At 45.4% G+C, this 16087-nt stretch carries 12 protein-coding genes; 9 read left to right on the forward strand and 3 right to left on the reverse strand.

Going from position 1 to position 16087, the window contains the following annotated elements; genetic code table 11:
• The first annotated feature begins 103 nt into the window (after positions 1-103).
• The 6 genes from CXF65_RS08875 to CXF65_RS08900 all read left to right on the forward strand — a co-directional run bounded on the left by CXF65_RS08875 (position 104) and on the right by CXF65_RS08900 (position 7758).
• Entirely contained in the window at positions 104-1714 is a 1611-nt protein-coding gene (locus CXF65_RS08875) for a carboxyl transferase domain-containing protein (protein WP_101211773.1), read from the forward strand.
• Between the two features lie 254 nt (positions 1715-1968).
• Positions 1969-2763: an enoyl-CoA hydratase/isomerase family protein gene (locus tag CXF65_RS08880; protein WP_101211774.1), complete on the forward strand. Its 795-nt coding sequence runs from the start codon at positions 1969-1971 to the stop codon at positions 2761-2763.
• Between the two features lie 56 nt (positions 2764-2819).
• The gene (locus tag CXF65_RS08885; protein ID WP_101211775.1) at positions 2820-4943 is read left to right on the forward strand and encodes an acetyl/propionyl/methylcrotonyl-CoA carboxylase subunit alpha; all 2124 of its coding nucleotides are present in this window, start codon (positions 2820-2822) and stop codon (positions 4941-4943) included.
• A gap of 36 nt (positions 4944-4979) precedes the next feature.
• Positions 4980-5900: a hydroxymethylglutaryl-CoA lyase gene (locus CXF65_RS08890; RefSeq protein ID WP_101211776.1), complete on the forward strand. Its 921-nt coding sequence runs from the start codon at positions 4980-4982 to the stop codon at positions 5898-5900.
• 79 nt (positions 5901-5979) lie between these two features.
• Positions 5980-7167: an isovaleryl-CoA dehydrogenase gene (locus CXF65_RS08895; protein ID WP_101211777.1), complete on the forward strand. Its 1188-nt coding sequence runs from the start codon at positions 5980-5982 to the stop codon at positions 7165-7167.
• Between the two features lie 123 nt (positions 7168-7290).
• Positions 7291-7758 (forward strand): energy transducer TonB, encoded by a 468-nt coding sequence (locus CXF65_RS08900; protein WP_101211778.1) that lies wholly within the window; start codon positions 7291-7293, stop codon positions 7756-7758.
• A 101-nt stretch (positions 7759-7859) separates the two neighbouring features.
• On the opposite strand, the gene CXF65_RS08905 is transcribed toward CXF65_RS08900, so the two are convergent.
• Both CXF65_RS08905 and CXF65_RS08910 read right to left on the reverse strand, forming a co-directional pair.
• Positions 7860-8588, reverse strand: a complete 729-nt coding sequence (locus CXF65_RS08905) for a pantothenate kinase (protein WP_101211779.1) — start codon at positions 8586-8588, stop codon at positions 7860-7862.
• A 37-nt stretch (positions 8589-8625) separates the two neighbouring features.
• Positions 8626-9576 carry a biotin--[acetyl-CoA-carboxylase] ligase gene (locus CXF65_RS08910; RefSeq protein ID WP_101211780.1) on the reverse strand — a complete coding sequence of 317 codons (951 nt, stop codon included), beginning with the start codon at positions 9574-9576 and terminating at the stop codon, positions 8626-8628.
• A gap of 179 nt (positions 9577-9755) precedes the next feature.
• On the opposite strand from CXF65_RS08910, the gene CXF65_RS08915 reads away from it, so the two are divergent.
• A complete protein-coding gene (locus CXF65_RS08915) occupies positions 9756-10553 on the forward strand; it encodes a sulfite exporter TauE/SafE family protein (protein ID WP_198551988.1) in 798 nt (265 codons plus the stop codon).
• Between the two features lie 25 nt (positions 10554-10578).
• The gene (locus tag CXF65_RS08920) at positions 10579-11508 is read left to right on the forward strand and encodes an STM4504/CBY_0614 family protein (protein ID WP_101211782.1); all 930 of its coding nucleotides are present in this window, start codon (positions 10579-10581) and stop codon (positions 11506-11508) included.
• Here the strand turns inward: CXF65_RS08920 and CXF65_RS08925 are convergent, their stop codons facing one another.
• Positions 11509-11808, reverse strand: coding sequence for a DUF4298 domain-containing protein (locus CXF65_RS08925; RefSeq protein WP_101211783.1), 300 nt, complete (start codon positions 11806-11808; stop codon positions 11509-11511).
• A gap of 139 nt (positions 11809-11947) precedes the next feature.
• Between CXF65_RS08925 and CXF65_RS08930 the strand changes: the two genes are divergently transcribed.
• Positions 11948-15916, forward strand: a complete 3969-nt coding sequence (locus tag CXF65_RS08930; RefSeq protein ID WP_101211784.1) for an AAA family ATPase — start codon at positions 11948-11950, stop codon at positions 15914-15916.
• Positions 15917-16087 lie beyond the last annotated feature (171 nt).

Below are 16087 nucleotides of genomic sequence, written 5' to 3' on the forward strand. Positions count from 1 at the left end.
CACGGATTAATCATGTGAGTAACGCTTAAAATAAACAACAGTTAAAATAACTCGCATAACATAAAAAGCTACTCGCATTTACGTATAAAAGAAAAGGGATATCATGAGCGCTATCATAACCAGTAAACTGAGTCCAAACGCTGCTGAATTTCAGCAAAACAGTGCCGCTATGCAAGCGGTGGTCGATGACTTATATGTGCACTTGCGTAAAGTCGTCCAAGGTGGTTCAGAGCGTGCGCGTGCTAAGCATCTAGCGCGTGGCAAGCTGCTGCCTCGTGAGCGTGTTGAGCGCCTGCTGGATGTCGGCACGCCGTTTTTAGAAGTCGCCCCGATGGCGGCTCACGATATGTATGGCGAAGAGATTCCAGCTGCTGGCGTGATTGCGGGTATCGGCCGCATTAACGGCACTGAGTGTATGATTGTCTGTAATGATGCCACGGTGAAGGGTGGCACTTATTACCCAATGACGGTCAAAAAACATCTACGGGCGCAAGAGATTGCTCAAGAAAATAATTTGCCTTGTGTATATTTAGTGGATTCAGGCGGTGCAAACTTACCCAACCAAGATGACGTGTTCCCAGATAAAGAGCACTTTGGGCGTATATTTTTTAATCAGGCGAATATGAGCGCTGCAGGTATTCCGCAGATTGCTGTCGTTATGGGTAGCTGTACGGCAGGCGGTGCTTATGTACCAGCGATGAGTGATGAGTCTATCATCGTTAAAGACCAAGGCACCATCTTTTTGGGTGGTCCGCCACTCGTAAAAGCGGCAACAGGCGAAGAGGTCACTGCTGAAGACTTGGGCGGCGGTGATGTGCATACCCGTCTGTCAGGAGTAGTGGATCACTTGGCGCAAAACGACACTCATGCGTTATCGATTGCGCGTAATATCGTCAGTCATCTCAACCGTCCTGCTAAACAAATCCCAAATCAAATCAAACCACGTCCACCACGCTATGATGCTAAAGAGCTATACGGCGTCATTCCAACGGATAAGCGTAAGCCCTTTGATATCAAAGAAATCATTGCTCGTATCGTCGATGACAGTGCCTTTGATGAGTTTAAAGCGCGCTTTGGTACCACGCTGGTTTGTGGTTTTGCTCATATCGAGGGTATGCCAGTCGGTATTATCGCCAACAACGGTATTTTATTCAGTGAGTCGGCGCAAAAAGGCACGCACTTTATTGAGCTGTGCTGTAAGCGTAAAATTCCACTAATATTCTTACAAAACATCACCGGCTTTATGGTCGGCCGTAAATACGAAAACGAAGGTATTGCCCGTCATGGTGCCAAGATGGTGATGGCGGTGGCTAACGCGAAAGTACCGAAATTTACTGTCATCGTTGGTGGCTCATTTGGTGCTGGTAACTACGGCATGTGTGGCCGTGCTTATAGCCCACGTTTCTTGTGGATGTGGCCAAATGCGCGTATCTCGGTGATGGGCGGTGAGCAAGCAGCCTCAGTACTCGCAACCGTCAAACGTGATAACTTCGACCGTAAAGGCGAGGAGTGGAGTGCAGAAGATGAGGCCGCATTTAAAGCGCCCATTCTTGATATGTATGAAGAGCAAGGTCATCCATATTATGCGACGGCACGTCTCTGGGATGATGGGGTGATTGATCCTGCCGATACGCGTAACGTACTGGCGTTAGGCCTAAGCGCTGCCTATAACGCCCCGATTGAAGAGACTACTTATGGTGTCTTTAGAATGTAGACTGATATTTTACTTTTGATGAGTGAGTGCTTTAGTTTACAAAATAGACTATGTTACTAAGGTCAGCACGCGCTTGGTGAAAAATTTTCTTGTGTGCTGTGCCTACGCCGACAGAGGCTGCGAAAATTTCTACCAGTCACCCGTTTCTTTTCGAAGATAGAATGACGGTGTTAGAAGTAAAAAAGAACATTACGCAAAATTATCCGTAAAAAAAGACATGCAAAAGTTACCACAAAACATTGAGAAAAACCTATATGAATAATTATAAAAGCCTATTGGTCGATATTGAGCAGCACGTGGCTACGGTAACATTAAATCGCCCTGAGATACGTAATGCTTTTAATGACGAAATGATTGCTGAGTTGACCCATGCTTTCAAGACGCTTGGTAATGATGAGCAAGTACGCGTTATCGTTTTAGCGGCTGCTGGTAAAGCGTTCTGTGCTGGTGCGGATCTTAACTGGATGCGCGCGATGGCAGATTATAGCTATGAAGAGAATCTAGCGGATGCTGATAAATTGGCGCAAATGCTTAAGACTATTTATGAATGTCCTAAGCCAACAGTCGCGGCTATTCAAGGCGATGTATACGCAGGTGGCATGGGTCTGGTCGCTGCTTGCGACGTAGCCATTGCGGTCAAAATTGCTAATTTCTGCCTCAGTGAAGTCCGTTTAGGGTTGGCACCTGCCACTATCAGTCCTTATGTTATCCGCGCGCTAGGCGCTAGAGCATCGCAGCGTTATTTCTTAAGTGCTGAAGTGTTTGATGCCAAAAAGGCGCGTCAGCTTGGCTTTATCCATGAGCGTGTTAGCGAAGAGTGGCTAGGCGATGAAGTGGCTGCGTTCTGTAACAAGGTGGTCAAAAACAGCCCTGATGCGGTAAAAACCTGCAAGCAGCTATTACATGATGTTGCTGGTGCGCCTATTACAGATGAGCTGATTGCTGACACGGTCAAAGGTATCGCTGATATCCGCTCATCAAAGCAAGGCAAAGAGGGCGTGCAAGCCTTTTTGCAAAAGCGTAAACCTGATTGGCTAATGGCAGACTAGTAGTAAAAAACGATAGTCAAGCCGATAAATAAAAACGACAAGACACAGGGATAGTTATGTTTTCTAAAATTCTAATCGCCAACCGTGGTGAAATTGCCTGCCGTGTTGCAGCGACTGCCAAGCGTCTGGGTGTAAACACCGTCGCTGTTTATTCTGATGCCGACCGTGAGACTAAGCATGTCGCTGTCTGTGATGAAGCAGTTTATTTGGGCGGATCATCTCCCAAAGACAGCTATCTGAAAGGCGACGCTATCATTGCGATTGCTAAAGAGACTGGTGCACAAGCGATTCACCCCGGTTATGGTTTTTTAAGTGAAAACGCCGATTTTGCGCAAGCCTGTCAAGATGCAGGACTGGTCTTTATTGGTCCATCCGCTGATGCGATTCGCGCGATGGGCGGCAAGTCTGAATCCAAGCGTTTGATGGAAGCCGCTGGCGTGCCACTAATACCGGGTTATCATGGTGACAATCAAGATGCCGAGTTTTTAAAACAGCAAGCGGATAGCATTGGCTATCCAGTACTAATTAAAGCCAGTGCCGGCGGTGGCGGTAAAGGCATGCGTATCGTTGAGCAGAGCAGCGATTTTATTGACTTACTAGACTCATGTCGCCGCGAAGCCATCACCAGTTTTGGCAATGATCAAGTATTGATTGAAAAGTACGCTCTAAAACCACGTCATATCGAAATTCAAGTATTTGGTGATACGCACGGCAACTATGTGCATCTGTTTGAGCGTGATTGCTCGGTACAACGTCGCCATCAAAAGGTATTAGAAGAAGCGCCAGCTCCAGGTGTTGATGCTGCCATGCGTGAAGCGATGGGAACAGCAGCTATTGAAGCGGCGCGTGCGGTTAATTATTTCGGCGCAGGTACCGTTGAATTTATCGTTGAGCAGCGCGAGGATTCCATGAATTTTTATTTTATGGAGATGAATACCCGTTTGCAAGTTGAGCATCCAGTCAGTGAAGCCATTACTGGTGTCGATTTGGTCGAGTGGCAACTCTTGGTCGCAGCGGGTAAGCCATTACCTAAGCAGCAAGATGAGCTGGCAATTAATGGTCATGCGATTGAAGCGCGTATCTGTGCTGAAAACCCTGACAATGGCTTTTTGCCAGCGACAGGTACTTTATTTACTTATCAAAAACCTGAGCATAGCACCTTTGTTATTAATAACGACAGCGCAGGCGTGCGTATCGATGATGGGGTACGCGAGGGTGATGTCATTAGCCCGTTCTACGACTCTATGATTGCCAAGCTTATCGTTCATGCGCCCACTCGTGAGCAAGCATTAGCGAAACTCGATCGAGCACTCGGACAAACACGCATCGTTGGTTTGCCGACTAACGTGGCGTTTTTACGCTATATTCTAAATACTGAGTCATTTAGTCAAGCCAATCTCGATACCGCACTGATAGAGCGTGAGGCGGACGAGCTGTTTAATCAGCATCCGCTTAAATTATCGACGCTTGCTGTGACGGCTATTGCGCAGCAGCTTGCCAGTGAAGGGATTGCACGAGACGCAGATGCAGATCCTTTTAGTAAGCCTACTGGTTTCCGTGCTTATAACGATTACACAAGATCGTTTAGCTTGATATATGATGAACAAGCTTATAGCGCCCGTATTAGTAATTGGCACAATGCGAATGATGCTGACAGCAAAAAGGGTAGCGATACTCTCAGCAGCTTTACGTTGGCCATTGAAAAAGAGATCGCGAGTAACGACACTCAAGATAATGTCAATGTGGCCGCTCAGACAGAGAGTGTTTATGAAGGTGAAGTCAGCTACGCCAGCAGTGACGCACACAATCATACTTTATGGCTAGAAGGCGCACGTATTAGTGCTCAAAGTTGGGTACATAATGAGACCGTTTATGTGTTCACAGATAGCGGTCGGGACGAGATTACGCTGATTGATATTATGGCACATGTGGGCGAAGAGTCTGCAGCGGTCGGTAGTTTGAAGTCACCAATGCCAGGGCAGGTCGTTGCCTTCAAAGTGGCTGTCGGCGATAGCGTGAAAAAAGGCGAGCCACTTGCCGTTATTGAAGCGATGAAAATTGAACATACCATTACCGCACCAACTGACGGCGTGGTGGCAGAATTGTTATTTGCGGCGGGTGACTCGGTTGCTGATGGTGATGAGTTACTGCGCATCGACACAGAAGCTAGCGAAGCTTAAGAACTGAAGTATAAGAACAATAAAAGGATAATAACCATGAGCCATTCGTATCCAGACCATGTCACCATCGTGGATGTCAGCCCACGTGATGGCCTACAAAACGAAGCCATGACGGTACCGACGGCGGTTAAGCAAACGCTTATCAACGATTTAATCGCAGCAGGCGTCAAGAAGCTTGAGGCGACCAGCTTTGTCTCGCCAAAATGGGTGCCGCAAATGGGCGACAACAGTGAGCTAATGACCGCGCTTGCAGATAATAGGCATGATGACGTTATGTATTCGGTACTCGTGCCAAATATGCGCGGTTTTGAAAATGCCATTGTACATCGTCCTGATGAAATAGTAATTTTTGGCTCAGCCAGTGAAACCTTTAGTCAAAAAAACATCAATTGCAGTATTGATGAAAGTATTGAACGTTTTGCACCCGTTGCCGCTGCCGCAAAAGAGCAGGGCATCAAAGTGCGCGGTGTTATCTCTTGCACGGTCGGTTGCCCTTATGAAGGCGAGATTGACCCTAGCCAAGTGGCTTATGTGACTAAGCGTTTGGTTGAGATTGGTTCAGAACAGATTGGTATTGCCGATACGATTGGGGTAGGTACGCCGCTGAAAGTACAGCGCGCGCTACAAGCCGCTTTAGAATATGCCGACATCGCTATGCTATCAGGCCATTTCCATGATACTTATGGTCAAGCAGTCAGTAATACCTTAGCCGCACTACAGATGGGCGTCAGCGAATTCGATACCTCAGTGGCTGGGCTTGGCGGTTGTCCATATGCCAAAGGCGCAACGGGTAATGTCGCTACCGAAGACGTTGTCTATATGCTGCATGGCATGGGTATCAGTACTGGTATTGACTTGGATAGACTGGTCGTAGCTGGCGAGCGTATCAGTGAGTTTCTAGGTCGCCGCAATGGGTCAAGCGTGGCCCGTGCGTTGATCAATAAGCGTCAGTCCTAATTAAATGCGCTAAAAATATAATGGCTTTAAAGACGAATTAATATTTAATATTTAAAACATCAAAATACAAGGAATAGTTATGAGTTTACCTGGATTGAATTTTCAGCTTGGCGAAGATATCGACGCGTTACGTGATGTGGTACAGCAGTTTGCAGCGAAAGAAATTGCCCCGCGTGCGGCTGAGATTGACAGCAGCGATGAATTCCCAATGGATTTGTGGCAAAAGATGGGTGACTTAGGTTTGCATGGTATCACTGTTCCTGAAGAGTACGGCGGTTCTGATATGGGCTACGTCGCTCATATGGTCGCAATGGAAGAGATTAGCCGCGCTTCTGCGTCCGTGGCGCTGAGCTACGGTGCGCACTCTAATCTGTGTATCAACCAAATTAAACGCAATGGTTCAGAGGAACAAAAGCAAAAATATCTGCCGAAACTCATTAGCGGTGAATTCATTGGTGCGCTAGCGATGAGTGAAACGGGCGCTGGCTCAGATGTGGTCAGCATGAAGCTAAAAGCCGAAGAAAAAGACGGTGGCTACATTTTAAACGGCAGCAAAATGTGGATTACCAATGGTCCTGATGCGGACGTAATGGTGGTTTATGCTAAGACCAATCCAGAAATGGGTGCGAAAGGCATGACGGCATTTATCGTTGAAAAAGGCATGGAAGGTTTTGGTACCGCGCAAAAGCTAGACAAATTAGGCATGCGCGGTAGCCATACAGGTGAGATGACCTTTAACAATGTTGAAGTCCCTAAAGAGAATATTTTAGGCGGCCTCAACGAAGGCGTTAAGGTATTGATGAGTGGACTTGATTATGAGCGCGCGGTATTAGCAGCTGGTCCTATCGGCATTATGCAAGCGGTGATGGATAACGTTGTTCCGTACATCCATGATCGTAAGCAGTTTGGTCAAGCGATTGGTGAGTTCCAACTCATCCAAGGTAAAGTCGCGGACATGTATACCATCCTGCAAGCAGGTCGTAGCTTCTTATACACCGTTGGCAAGAATTTGGATATGCTCGATCAACGCGGTGCTGGTCATAGTAGAGATGTGCGTAAAGATTGCGCCAGTGTGATTTTGTGGTGTGCCGAAAAAGCCACTTGGATGGCAGGTGAAGGCATTCAAATCTTTGGCGGTAATGGCTATACCAATGAGTATCCGCTAGGTCGTTTCTGGCGTGATGCCAAACTCTATGAAATCGGCGCAGGTACTAGTGAGATTCGCCGTATGTTGGTTGGTCGTGAGTTGTTTAACGAGACTAAGTAAAGTTTAATGGCGAATTAAAAGTTAACTTTTATCGAATTTTTCTGCTCTAAGATCTAAAAATGTGCTACGTTATATGTCTCATAGCGTGGCACTTTTTAATGATTTGGATAAAAGACTTTTATAATGATTCGCAAACTACATACTAACTTAGCTTTTAATACATCTTCTCCTTTTCGAACCAGTATAAAATCTATCAGTGCTTATGGCCTGTTAGTCAGTTTATTTGCATTGTTTACGATGACAGTGAGTATGTCGCCTGCACAGGCAGAGTTGGTTGATTTGTCTAATTCTGAACCCGTTACTCAAATTTCTATTAGCAATGCAAATTGGGTGGTAAGACCTATTTTGAGAATCGAATCTCATTGTATAAACACTATGAGTACCGGCGATAAGCTCACTCTCTTGTTAGATGGATCGGTTGATAAACAAGGCAAAATTACTAGAGTACAAGTCAAAAAAAGCAGCGGTAATCAATGCTTGGATGAGAATGCTATTCGACAGGTAAGAAGCGGCAGAATGAAACCAGTCATGGTTAAAGGAAAAGCCGTAAGGGCAAGTTTTAGCTTACCTATCATTTTTACAGTGCCATAGGTAGTAATAGAGAAGTTAGACGTATTTAAACCAAAAAAAGCAGTACGCTTAAAACGTACTGCTTTTTTTATGTTTATTTTATATCTCTTAGATTAAAATTGCTATGTCTGTTTACTATGATCAAAATAACGTGCCAGACCATTTAACAGTAAATCATCGCGCAGGCGTACAGGGCGATTGACATGTTGCGCAATAATGGCGGCATCACCACCCGTCATAATGACTTCAAAGTTGGGATGACGATGGCTAATCTCATTGATCGCACCAACGATGGACAATAATATCCCACGATGGACCGCATCTTGCGTGGTAACTCCCTGACTGACGCTATCAAAAGTACCATTAGAGATGGTAATTTGCTTGGTGCCTGAAAATAGTGATTCACGTTGCAGGTAAATACTGGGGAAAATATAACCGCCTAAATGCTCCGCGTGATCAATCAAATCAATCGTCACCGCTGTACCGCAACCAATCACGCACTGGCGCTTTTTCTTATCAACTGCGCCCAGCATTTGTAGCCAACGATCGCAGCCGAGCTGCTCGTCATTGTAGGCGCTACGCATCAATGGGTGTTCAGCATCAACATGGACAAACTCAAACGGAATATCTAAACGACTCAAAGTCTCTGATACTTTTACGTTGAGCTCGTCACCCAGTACCGACGAGATACCGATAAAGTCGGGCGCATAACGCTCAAAACGATCGGTCAGACCCATGAGTAATTCGGCAGGCGCTTGCAAGTGTTGTTTGGCATCGTGCGCGACTATTTGCCCGATATCATCGGTGAGCCAGTATTTTAGACGGGTGTTTCCAAGATCTAACCAGAGCATAAAAATCCTTTTATATGGTGCTCGTTAAGTATGTGGTCTACGCCTCACGAATCACATGAATACGACCGGTAAAAAGCGCAGAAATCTTACCGTTATCTTCACGCAATTGCAAACAGCCGTTTGTATCAATACTGCAGGCGTCACCAGTGATTACATGCGAATTATCATCATGGTCTTGGGTGACCCGTAATCGCAGACCTGCCAGTGCATCCATCCTTGCAAACTCTTGCAAAAAGTTATCTAAATAGTAAGTATGCCCAGTTGGCCTTTCGATATCAAAATGCTCAAAGCGCGTTATAGCTGCCAGTAGTGCTTCACTAATTTGCTGATAAAGCATCTGTAAGGTTGGTAGACTGTTAGCGTTATCTGACGCTAGTATTCCATAAATATCTTGCAAGCTAATTGCTTGATAGCTCATGCCTTCACAAGTTTGCGCGGTTAGCTTTGGCGCAGCTTGTACATTAAGTCCAACGCCCATGACCACGCCGACCAATTTTCCTGCCTTCCAAACTGGTTCAATTAAAATACCAGCAAGCTTATTGAATTGAATAATTTGCGTGTCTGGTTCAGCTTTATCTGATTCAGAAGAATTTTGATAAAAGCCCAGATCATTGGCCCATTTTACGCCGATAGGGGTTAAACCTTGCGCGCGTAATTTCTCATTCAATGTTTGGATAACAGGCGTTTTTGCCAGCTCAACGCCGATGATTAACGATAACAAACCGCTAATGGGCATGTGTACTGGGTGGTATAACGACAGATAGACATTACCGCGCGGTGATTGCCATGAGCGACCTCGCTGTCCGCGTCCTGCACTCTGGGTTTCAGCTGTTAGTAGCTGCAACTTAGTAGCATCCAGCGTGCCATCTTGCACAGCGTCTATCAGCTCACTATTGGTAGAGGCGCTGCTGAGCACATGACGATGCGTAAGCTCAGCTAAATGAACGGAAGGATTGGCTGGTGACGGCATAGATATAGATAACGGCATAAATTTAGTCGCTGTAGTTCATATACTGTTTGATAGAGTCTTTAAGATAGCATTTGATATACTAAGGCCATTGTTAAGAATGACAGCCATCGGCAGAATTGTCACGACTTAGATGCTAATGACGCGCAGGCGCTGGTTATTATCATCTAAAAATAACCATTATAAAAGGTAGTACTATGATGTTGTATGTGTGGTTTGTCATTGCAGGGGCGTTTGCTGGGGTCAGCGCAGGTTTATTTGGCGTCGGTGGCGGCATGGTTATCGTGCCAGCATTGGTATGGATTTTTACTGCGTATCATTTTCCTCCTGAAGTGGTGACCCATTTGGCAGTTGGTACCTCACTGGCGACCATCGTAGTGACTTCTATTAGCTCACTCACGGCGCATAATAAGCGCGGCGGTGTACGCTGGGAAGTGTGGCGAAAAATGGCATTAGGTTTGGTCATAGGCAGTTTGGTCGGGGCAGGCATTGCCGATATGATTGACGGTAAGGTGTTACAAGCCATCATCGGTGTCGGGGCGTTATTGGTCGCTTTAAAGATGTTGTTCTTCTCTAACAAAGAGCAGTTAGGTAAGCCGTTACCGCCTGCTAGTGTACAGTTTGGAGCAGGTATTGGTATGGCATCGTCTATTTTTGGGATTGGTGGTGGCAGTTTGACGGTACCGTTTTTAAACTGGGCGGGACTGCCGATGAAGCAAGCGGTCGGCACTTCAGCCGCTTGCGGGCTACCGATTGCATTGGCTGGCGCGGCAGGCTTTGCATGGTTTGGTCAAGACGTGGTCAATTTACCAGAAGGTACGATAGGCTTTGTGCATATCACAGGATTTTTATGCATTTCCGTTGTTAGCTTCGCTATGGCAAAAGTCGGTGCGAAGCTTACCCATGTATTGCCTGCGCTCACGCTTAAACGTGCTTTTGGGGTGTTGCTATTGTTTGCTGGCGGGCAGTTATTGTTAAGTGGAATTGGGGTGTTGTGATTTTCTTAAATTCGAGGAATAAAAAATGGCAGTACATGATTTGTATTTTAAAAGACAAAAACAGTTAAGAGGTGAATATACGGAGGTCTATCAATATGATCAGATACCTAGAACACTTAAAAATCAAATAGTATTTATTTGGAAAGAGGTTGTAGGCGTCGATACATGGTACGCAAGAACTCAAGAAGAAGGACAGAAAAGTAGATTCTACAAGCAAATATACTCTATTCTACTTAAAGAACTAGGATTAGAAAAATTTAGTACAGAGAAGCATTATCAAGATCCCTTCTTTCGAAGAATAGAGGGCTTTTTTAAAGAAGTTGAAGATGTTGAGATAGAATTGAGCATTGTTGAATTAGTGTTTAGTAATGCAATAAAGTTAAGGAGATTATCAGCAACTGAAAGTCCTAGTAATTTAAATTTTATAAAGGAACTTAATCAGCGTTTCCGGGAAAATGGTGTAGGCTATCAATATGAGAATGATCAAATTATTAGAGTTGATTCTGAATTTATTCATGCTGAAGCAGTTAAGCCAGCTTTACAGTTACTAAGTAATCCAATGTATAAAGGTGCACAAGAAGAATTCTTAAAGGCTCACGAACATTATCGTCATGGTCGTTACGATTCAGCACTAACAGATTGTCTAAAAGCTTTTGAAAGTACAATGAAAATTATAATTCATAAGAGAAGTTGGGTATGTGATAAAAATGCAGCTTCAAAGAAGCTTATTGATTGTTGCTTAGCTAATGAATTGATACCAAAGTTTTGGACAGATCAATTTAATTCATTAAGTAATATACTTACTTCGAGTATAGGTACACCTCGAAACAAATTGAGCGGTCATGGTAAAGGTAATGATGACATAGAAGTTCCTGAGCACCTTATTCAGTATGTGTTACACATGACAGCATCTATCATTGTATTTTTAATCAAAGCGGAAGAAAGTTTGAAATGATTACTTTTTATCAATCGCATCTAGCCCTAAACGCATCCACTGTCGTGCCAGCTCGTCACGGTCAGTGAGCATATTCCATAGCGCATCTTCACTAAAGATAGAGTGCTCTTTGCCCGAGTGCTCAATTGGCAGATCCGCTTCACGATCCGCCATCCATTGCGGATTAAGATAGTAATCTTTTAATTCGTTTTGCAATGTTTCAGCTTTTAAGAACTGCTGTTGCGCCTCAAGCTGTTTACGATGTAGCTCACACCATTCTTCATATTTTTGTTGTAGTTCTTGCGGATTATAATCAGTCATTTTAATTCTCTTAATTTTTAGTGTTTAAATTAATTATGTGGATTCTAAGCCATATTATAGCATCTGTCACAAACCCTAAAAATTTAGCACAATTTCAGGTAGAATAGCCGCCTGTTTTTGCTAAGTTTATCGATTCTTCATGCGCCTAAAATCTCTCAAGCTGGCAGGCTTTAAATCCTTTGCCAATCCAACGATTTTTACCTTCCGTCATGGCATCACCGCCATCGTCGGGCCGAACGGCTGCGGCAAATCCAACGTCATCGATGCCATTCGCTGGGTGCTAGGCGAAACTTCTGCCAAGCAGTTACGCGGCGGGGCGATGAGTGATGTTATCTTTGCAGGTACGCAGGATAAAGCGGCCAAAAGTGTCGCCAGTGTTGAGCTGACCTTTGAGCATACCCAAGATGAGCAAACGGGGATTCGCCATGAGTTTAATTTATATCAAGAGTTGTCCGTCCGCCGTCAGGTAAATTTGGAGGGGCGCTCGGACTACTTTATCAATGGCACGCGCTGTCGTCGCCGTGATGTGGTTGACGTATTCTTGGGAACTGGGCTTGGCGCGCGCAGTTATGCGGTCATCGAGCAAGGTATGATTGGGCGTATTGTTGAATCTAGCCCGTTGCAGCTGCGTGAATTTATCGAAGAGGCGGCTGGGGTTTCTCGCTATCAAGCGCGTAGGATAGAGACGCAAAAGAAGCTCGAGAAAACGCAAGACAACTTAGCGCGTCTGCATGATATGCAAAGCGAGCTGGTCAGCCAACAAAAACGCTTATCTAAGCAAGCAGAAAGCGCTCAGCGTTACGAAGAGCTAGCGTTAACACTTGCTGATATCAAGCAGCAACTTGCCATTCAGCAGTTATATCAAGCAAAGCATAATCAGCAGCAGCAAAAAATCGCCCATGAACGTAGCGCTAATGAAGTCGCCACACTACAAGCCAGCTATGAAACGCTAAAAGCCAAACAAGATAAGCTTGCGGCCCATATCAATCAAGAGCAGTGGCTAAAAGATGATGCGCAAAGCAGCCATTATCAGCAGCAGCTAAGCTATCAACAAGCTGAGCATGAGCTTAGCGATGCAAAGTCGCAGCTAACCGTTATTGAACAGCAACTAGTCAGTTTAGAGCAGCAGCGTGAGCAAGCAGTCGATGAAATTGAGCGCTTAAAAACCGAGCAGGCTGAGCAGCAGAAGGTGCTAGAAGAGCTGCGTCCGCAACTCGATGAACTTAACAGTAAACGCGATTCGCATAAACGCAACGAGCAACCATTACAGCGCGCCTACCATGACGCGCAAAACCAGCTGTCACGCCTGCAAGATAATGCGCGTACGCTTGAGCAGCAGCAAGCCATTAATAACCAAGCGCAAAAACGCCAGCAGCAAAATCATGATAAATGGCAGCGCCGCCAGCAAAATTGGCAAACTTTATGGCAGCAACTACAACAGTCACTAGCACCAGCTGCCCCTACTGAAAGGGCTGATGGTGATGGGCAAGAGCAGGCTGATGCGAACAATTTGCAGCGCACATTAGAGATGCAAGTGACTGAGCTAAATAAACAGTTGCAGCAGATTGAGCGCCAACAAGACAGCGTGGATGAACGTCTGTCAGAGTTACAACCGCAAGCACATGAGTTGCAGCAACGTTTGCACACGCAGCAGCGCGAGTTAAGCGAGGATGAAAAACGTCACGCGGTATTGGCAGGTGAGTACGATACTCTACACCAGATATTGCATCCTAAACCACTACCAAAATCGCAACCGCTCGTTAATACAAAGACTGCTAATGCTAAAAGTGATTTAGAGGGCGAAATAGCCAGCGAGTATAACGAATTGGCAATTACTACCTTACGTGAGCAGATTGAACTCAGCGCAAAAGGGCAACAGCATGCCGAGTTACTCGATAGCGTATTGGCATTATGGTTGGATAGTCATGTGCTGATTCCTAAGCAAGCCAATCAACCAAGCGTTGATAACGCGAGTGATGACTCTGAGCAAACAAATAGCTTATGGCAAACGCTTGAGCATGACTTAACGGATTTGTTCACTTATCAGAATGCGCAAAACGAACAGATTAATAAACAGGACAATTTTTCAATAGAAAATGGTCATAGCCTGTGGCTATCTGCTAAGCAAAGTGATGTAAACGCAAAGCCAATTGTTAGCGAATTGCCTGACGGTTTGACTGATACAATACTGCCTTTATCACAGCTGATTACTGCACCTAACTTAGCGCTTTGGCAGCAATGTTATTTATATGTCGCACAATCTGAGGTCACTAATAATCAGACTCTTGACGCGCTCGCTGATATTCTGAAAATATTACCATCATCAGCAATTCTGCTAACCTCGGATGGCTGGATTATCAGTCGTCAGGGTACGATAAGTCTCAGTAAATTTATTGGGGCGCAAGATGGTCAAAATGAGAGCAATAGTCAATTTTTAAGCCAGCGCTTACAGCAGCGTAGCCGTTTGCAAGCATTAGAAGATCTGCTTGATGAGTTTGAAACCAAAATACAAGAGCAGCAAAAGACCATTGTTAATAACCAGCGTAACTACGATTCGTTAACGATCAGCTTAGAAGAAACTCGCGCACAAGCGGAGCAATTAACCCGCAATAAGCATCAATACCAGCAGCAGCTTACCACTCAGCGCGCCAACGCTGAACGTCTACAAGCAGAAAGCCAGCGTCTAAATGCTGATAAAGTAGCTCTTGAGCAAGAACAACAAGAATTAGAGCAAGAGCAGCAGGCTCTAAATCACGAGCAGCAGCAGATCCAAAGCGAGATAGCAGCGCTGACGCCGCAAATAGACGACGCTCGTGCATTAAGTCAGCAATTACAATCCGAGCGTAGTGAGCTAAATCGTGCGCGTCAAACGGATGATGATGCTTGGCAAGCACTACAGCTTCGTATTCAGCAGAGCGAGATGCGCTTAGAGCATAGCGCTAGTAGTCTTGAACGGGCAACTGCGCAGCATGAAAAATCGCTACAAAGCGAGCAAAGTCTAAAGGCGCGTCATGAGCAGCAGCAAAACAAACTGCCCGCACTGCAAGCAGCATTGCAAACAGCACAAACAGCACGTGATGAGCAGCAAGTAGTATTAACGACGCGCGAGGCAGCATTAACGGTGCTTAAGCAAGAATATAGTCAGCAGCAGACTGAATTAGATACACTGCAAAACGCCTTGCAAACGCAGCAAAGTGAGCTTGCCCGTCTCGCCACCGAGCTGGCATTAAGCGCTGCAAAATTAGATGATGCCAGTGCTCATACGCAAGAAGCGCTAGATGCTTACCATAAAGTCAGTCATAACTATAAAGCGCAATCGGATACAGCGCCGCAGCAGCATCAGCAACAAGTGATGAGCGTCTCAAACTTATTGGCGGATTTTATCGCCCATGACCGCCGCGTACGTCCAGACAAAATCGCAGAATTAGAATCTGAGCGCGCAAAGCTTGAGCAGCAGCTCAGTAAAATTGGCGCGGTCAATCTCGCTGCAGTAGCAGAATTGGCAGAAGTTAATGAGCGCTTAGAGCCACTGGCGCAGCAAACAGCCGATATTGCTGCCAGTATGCAGACGTTGACCGAGGCGATTGCTTCTATTGATGAGACCACCAAGACCTTGTTTATGCAGACGCTTGATGCGGTCAATAACGAGCTTGCCAATTTGTTTGCCAAAGTCTTTGGCGGTGGACAGGCCAGCCTAACGTTAAATACTGACGACATGCCTGCTAATGCACTAAAGTCAGAACAGTGGCGGGCAGGGTTAACCTTGATGGCGCAACCAAAGGGCAAGCGTAATAGTCGCCTTGCCGTACTGTCAGGCGGTGAAAAAACGCTCACAGCGCTGAGCTTAATTTTTGCGATATTTAAGCAGCATCCGGCACCGTTTTGTGTGCTTGATGAAGTCGATGCACCACTCGATGATGCCAACGTTGTACGCTTTACCAGTCTCATTCATGAGTTGGCAGACGATTTGCAGTTTATTTTTATCAGTCATAATAAGCTGACGATGCAGATTGCTGATGAGCTAAAAGGTATTACCATGCCAAACGCAGGTATTTCGACTTTAGTCAGTGTTTCACTTGATGAAGCGGTGCGTTATGTAGAAAGTTAAGACTAAACAAGTTAACATTGAACAAAATGATGTTTCACAGAATGATGTTGACGCTACTATTAGCATGGTCACTGATAGCAGTGTTACTGATTGGCTATAATAAAATTGTACGCCACAATCGTTGCAAACGACTCAAATAAAGCGTGCTGACTATAAAATACACAATGTGGT

The sequence above is a fragment of the Psychrobacter sp. Sarcosine-3u-12 genome, from assembly GCF_002836005.1.
In the GTDB taxonomy this organism is placed as follows: Bacteria; Pseudomonadota; Gammaproteobacteria; order Pseudomonadales; family Moraxellaceae; genus Psychrobacter; species Psychrobacter okhotskensis.

What these genes read in the sequence shown, in the direction of transcription:
- CXF65_RS08905 (WP_101211779.1), bottom strand. Translation starts at nt 8,588, where the DNA reads ATGCTCTGGTTAGATCTTGGAAACACCCGTCTAAAATACTGGCTCACC.
- CXF65_RS08875 (WP_101211773.1), top strand. Translation starts at nt 104, where the DNA reads ATGAGCGCTATCATAACCAGTAAACTGAGTCCAAACGCTGCTGAATTT.
- CXF65_RS08895 (WP_101211777.1), top strand. Translation starts at nt 5,980, where the DNA reads ATGAGTTTACCTGGATTGAATTTTCAGCTTGGCGAAGATATCGACGCG.
- CXF65_RS08890 (WP_101211776.1), top strand. Translation starts at nt 4,980, where the DNA reads ATGAGCCATTCGTATCCAGACCATGTCACCATCGTGGATGTCAGCCCA.
- CXF65_RS08910 (WP_101211780.1), bottom strand. Translation starts at nt 9,576, where the DNA reads ATGCCGTTATCTATATCTATGCCGTCACCAGCCAATCCTTCCGTTCAT.
- CXF65_RS08920 (WP_101211782.1), top strand. Translation starts at nt 10,579, where the DNA reads ATGGCAGTACATGATTTGTATTTTAAAAGACAAAAACAGTTAAGAGGT.
- CXF65_RS08915 (WP_198551988.1), top strand. Translation starts at nt 9,756, where the DNA reads ATGTTGTATGTGTGGTTTGTCATTGCAGGGGCGTTTGCTGGGGTCAGC.
- CXF65_RS08885 (WP_101211775.1), top strand. Translation starts at nt 2,820, where the DNA reads ATGTTTTCTAAAATTCTAATCGCCAACCGTGGTGAAATTGCCTGCCGT.
- CXF65_RS08930 (WP_101211784.1), top strand. Translation starts at nt 11,948, where the DNA reads ATGCGCCTAAAATCTCTCAAGCTGGCAGGCTTTAAATCCTTTGCCAAT.
- CXF65_RS08900 (WP_101211778.1), top strand. Translation starts at nt 7,291, where the DNA reads ATGATTCGCAAACTACATACTAACTTAGCTTTTAATACATCTTCTCCT.
- CXF65_RS08880 (WP_101211774.1), top strand. Translation starts at nt 1,969, where the DNA reads ATGAATAATTATAAAAGCCTATTGGTCGATATTGAGCAGCACGTGGCT.
- CXF65_RS08925 (WP_101211783.1), bottom strand. Translation starts at nt 11,808, where the DNA reads ATGACTGATTATAATCCGCAAGAACTACAACAAAAATATGAAGAATGG.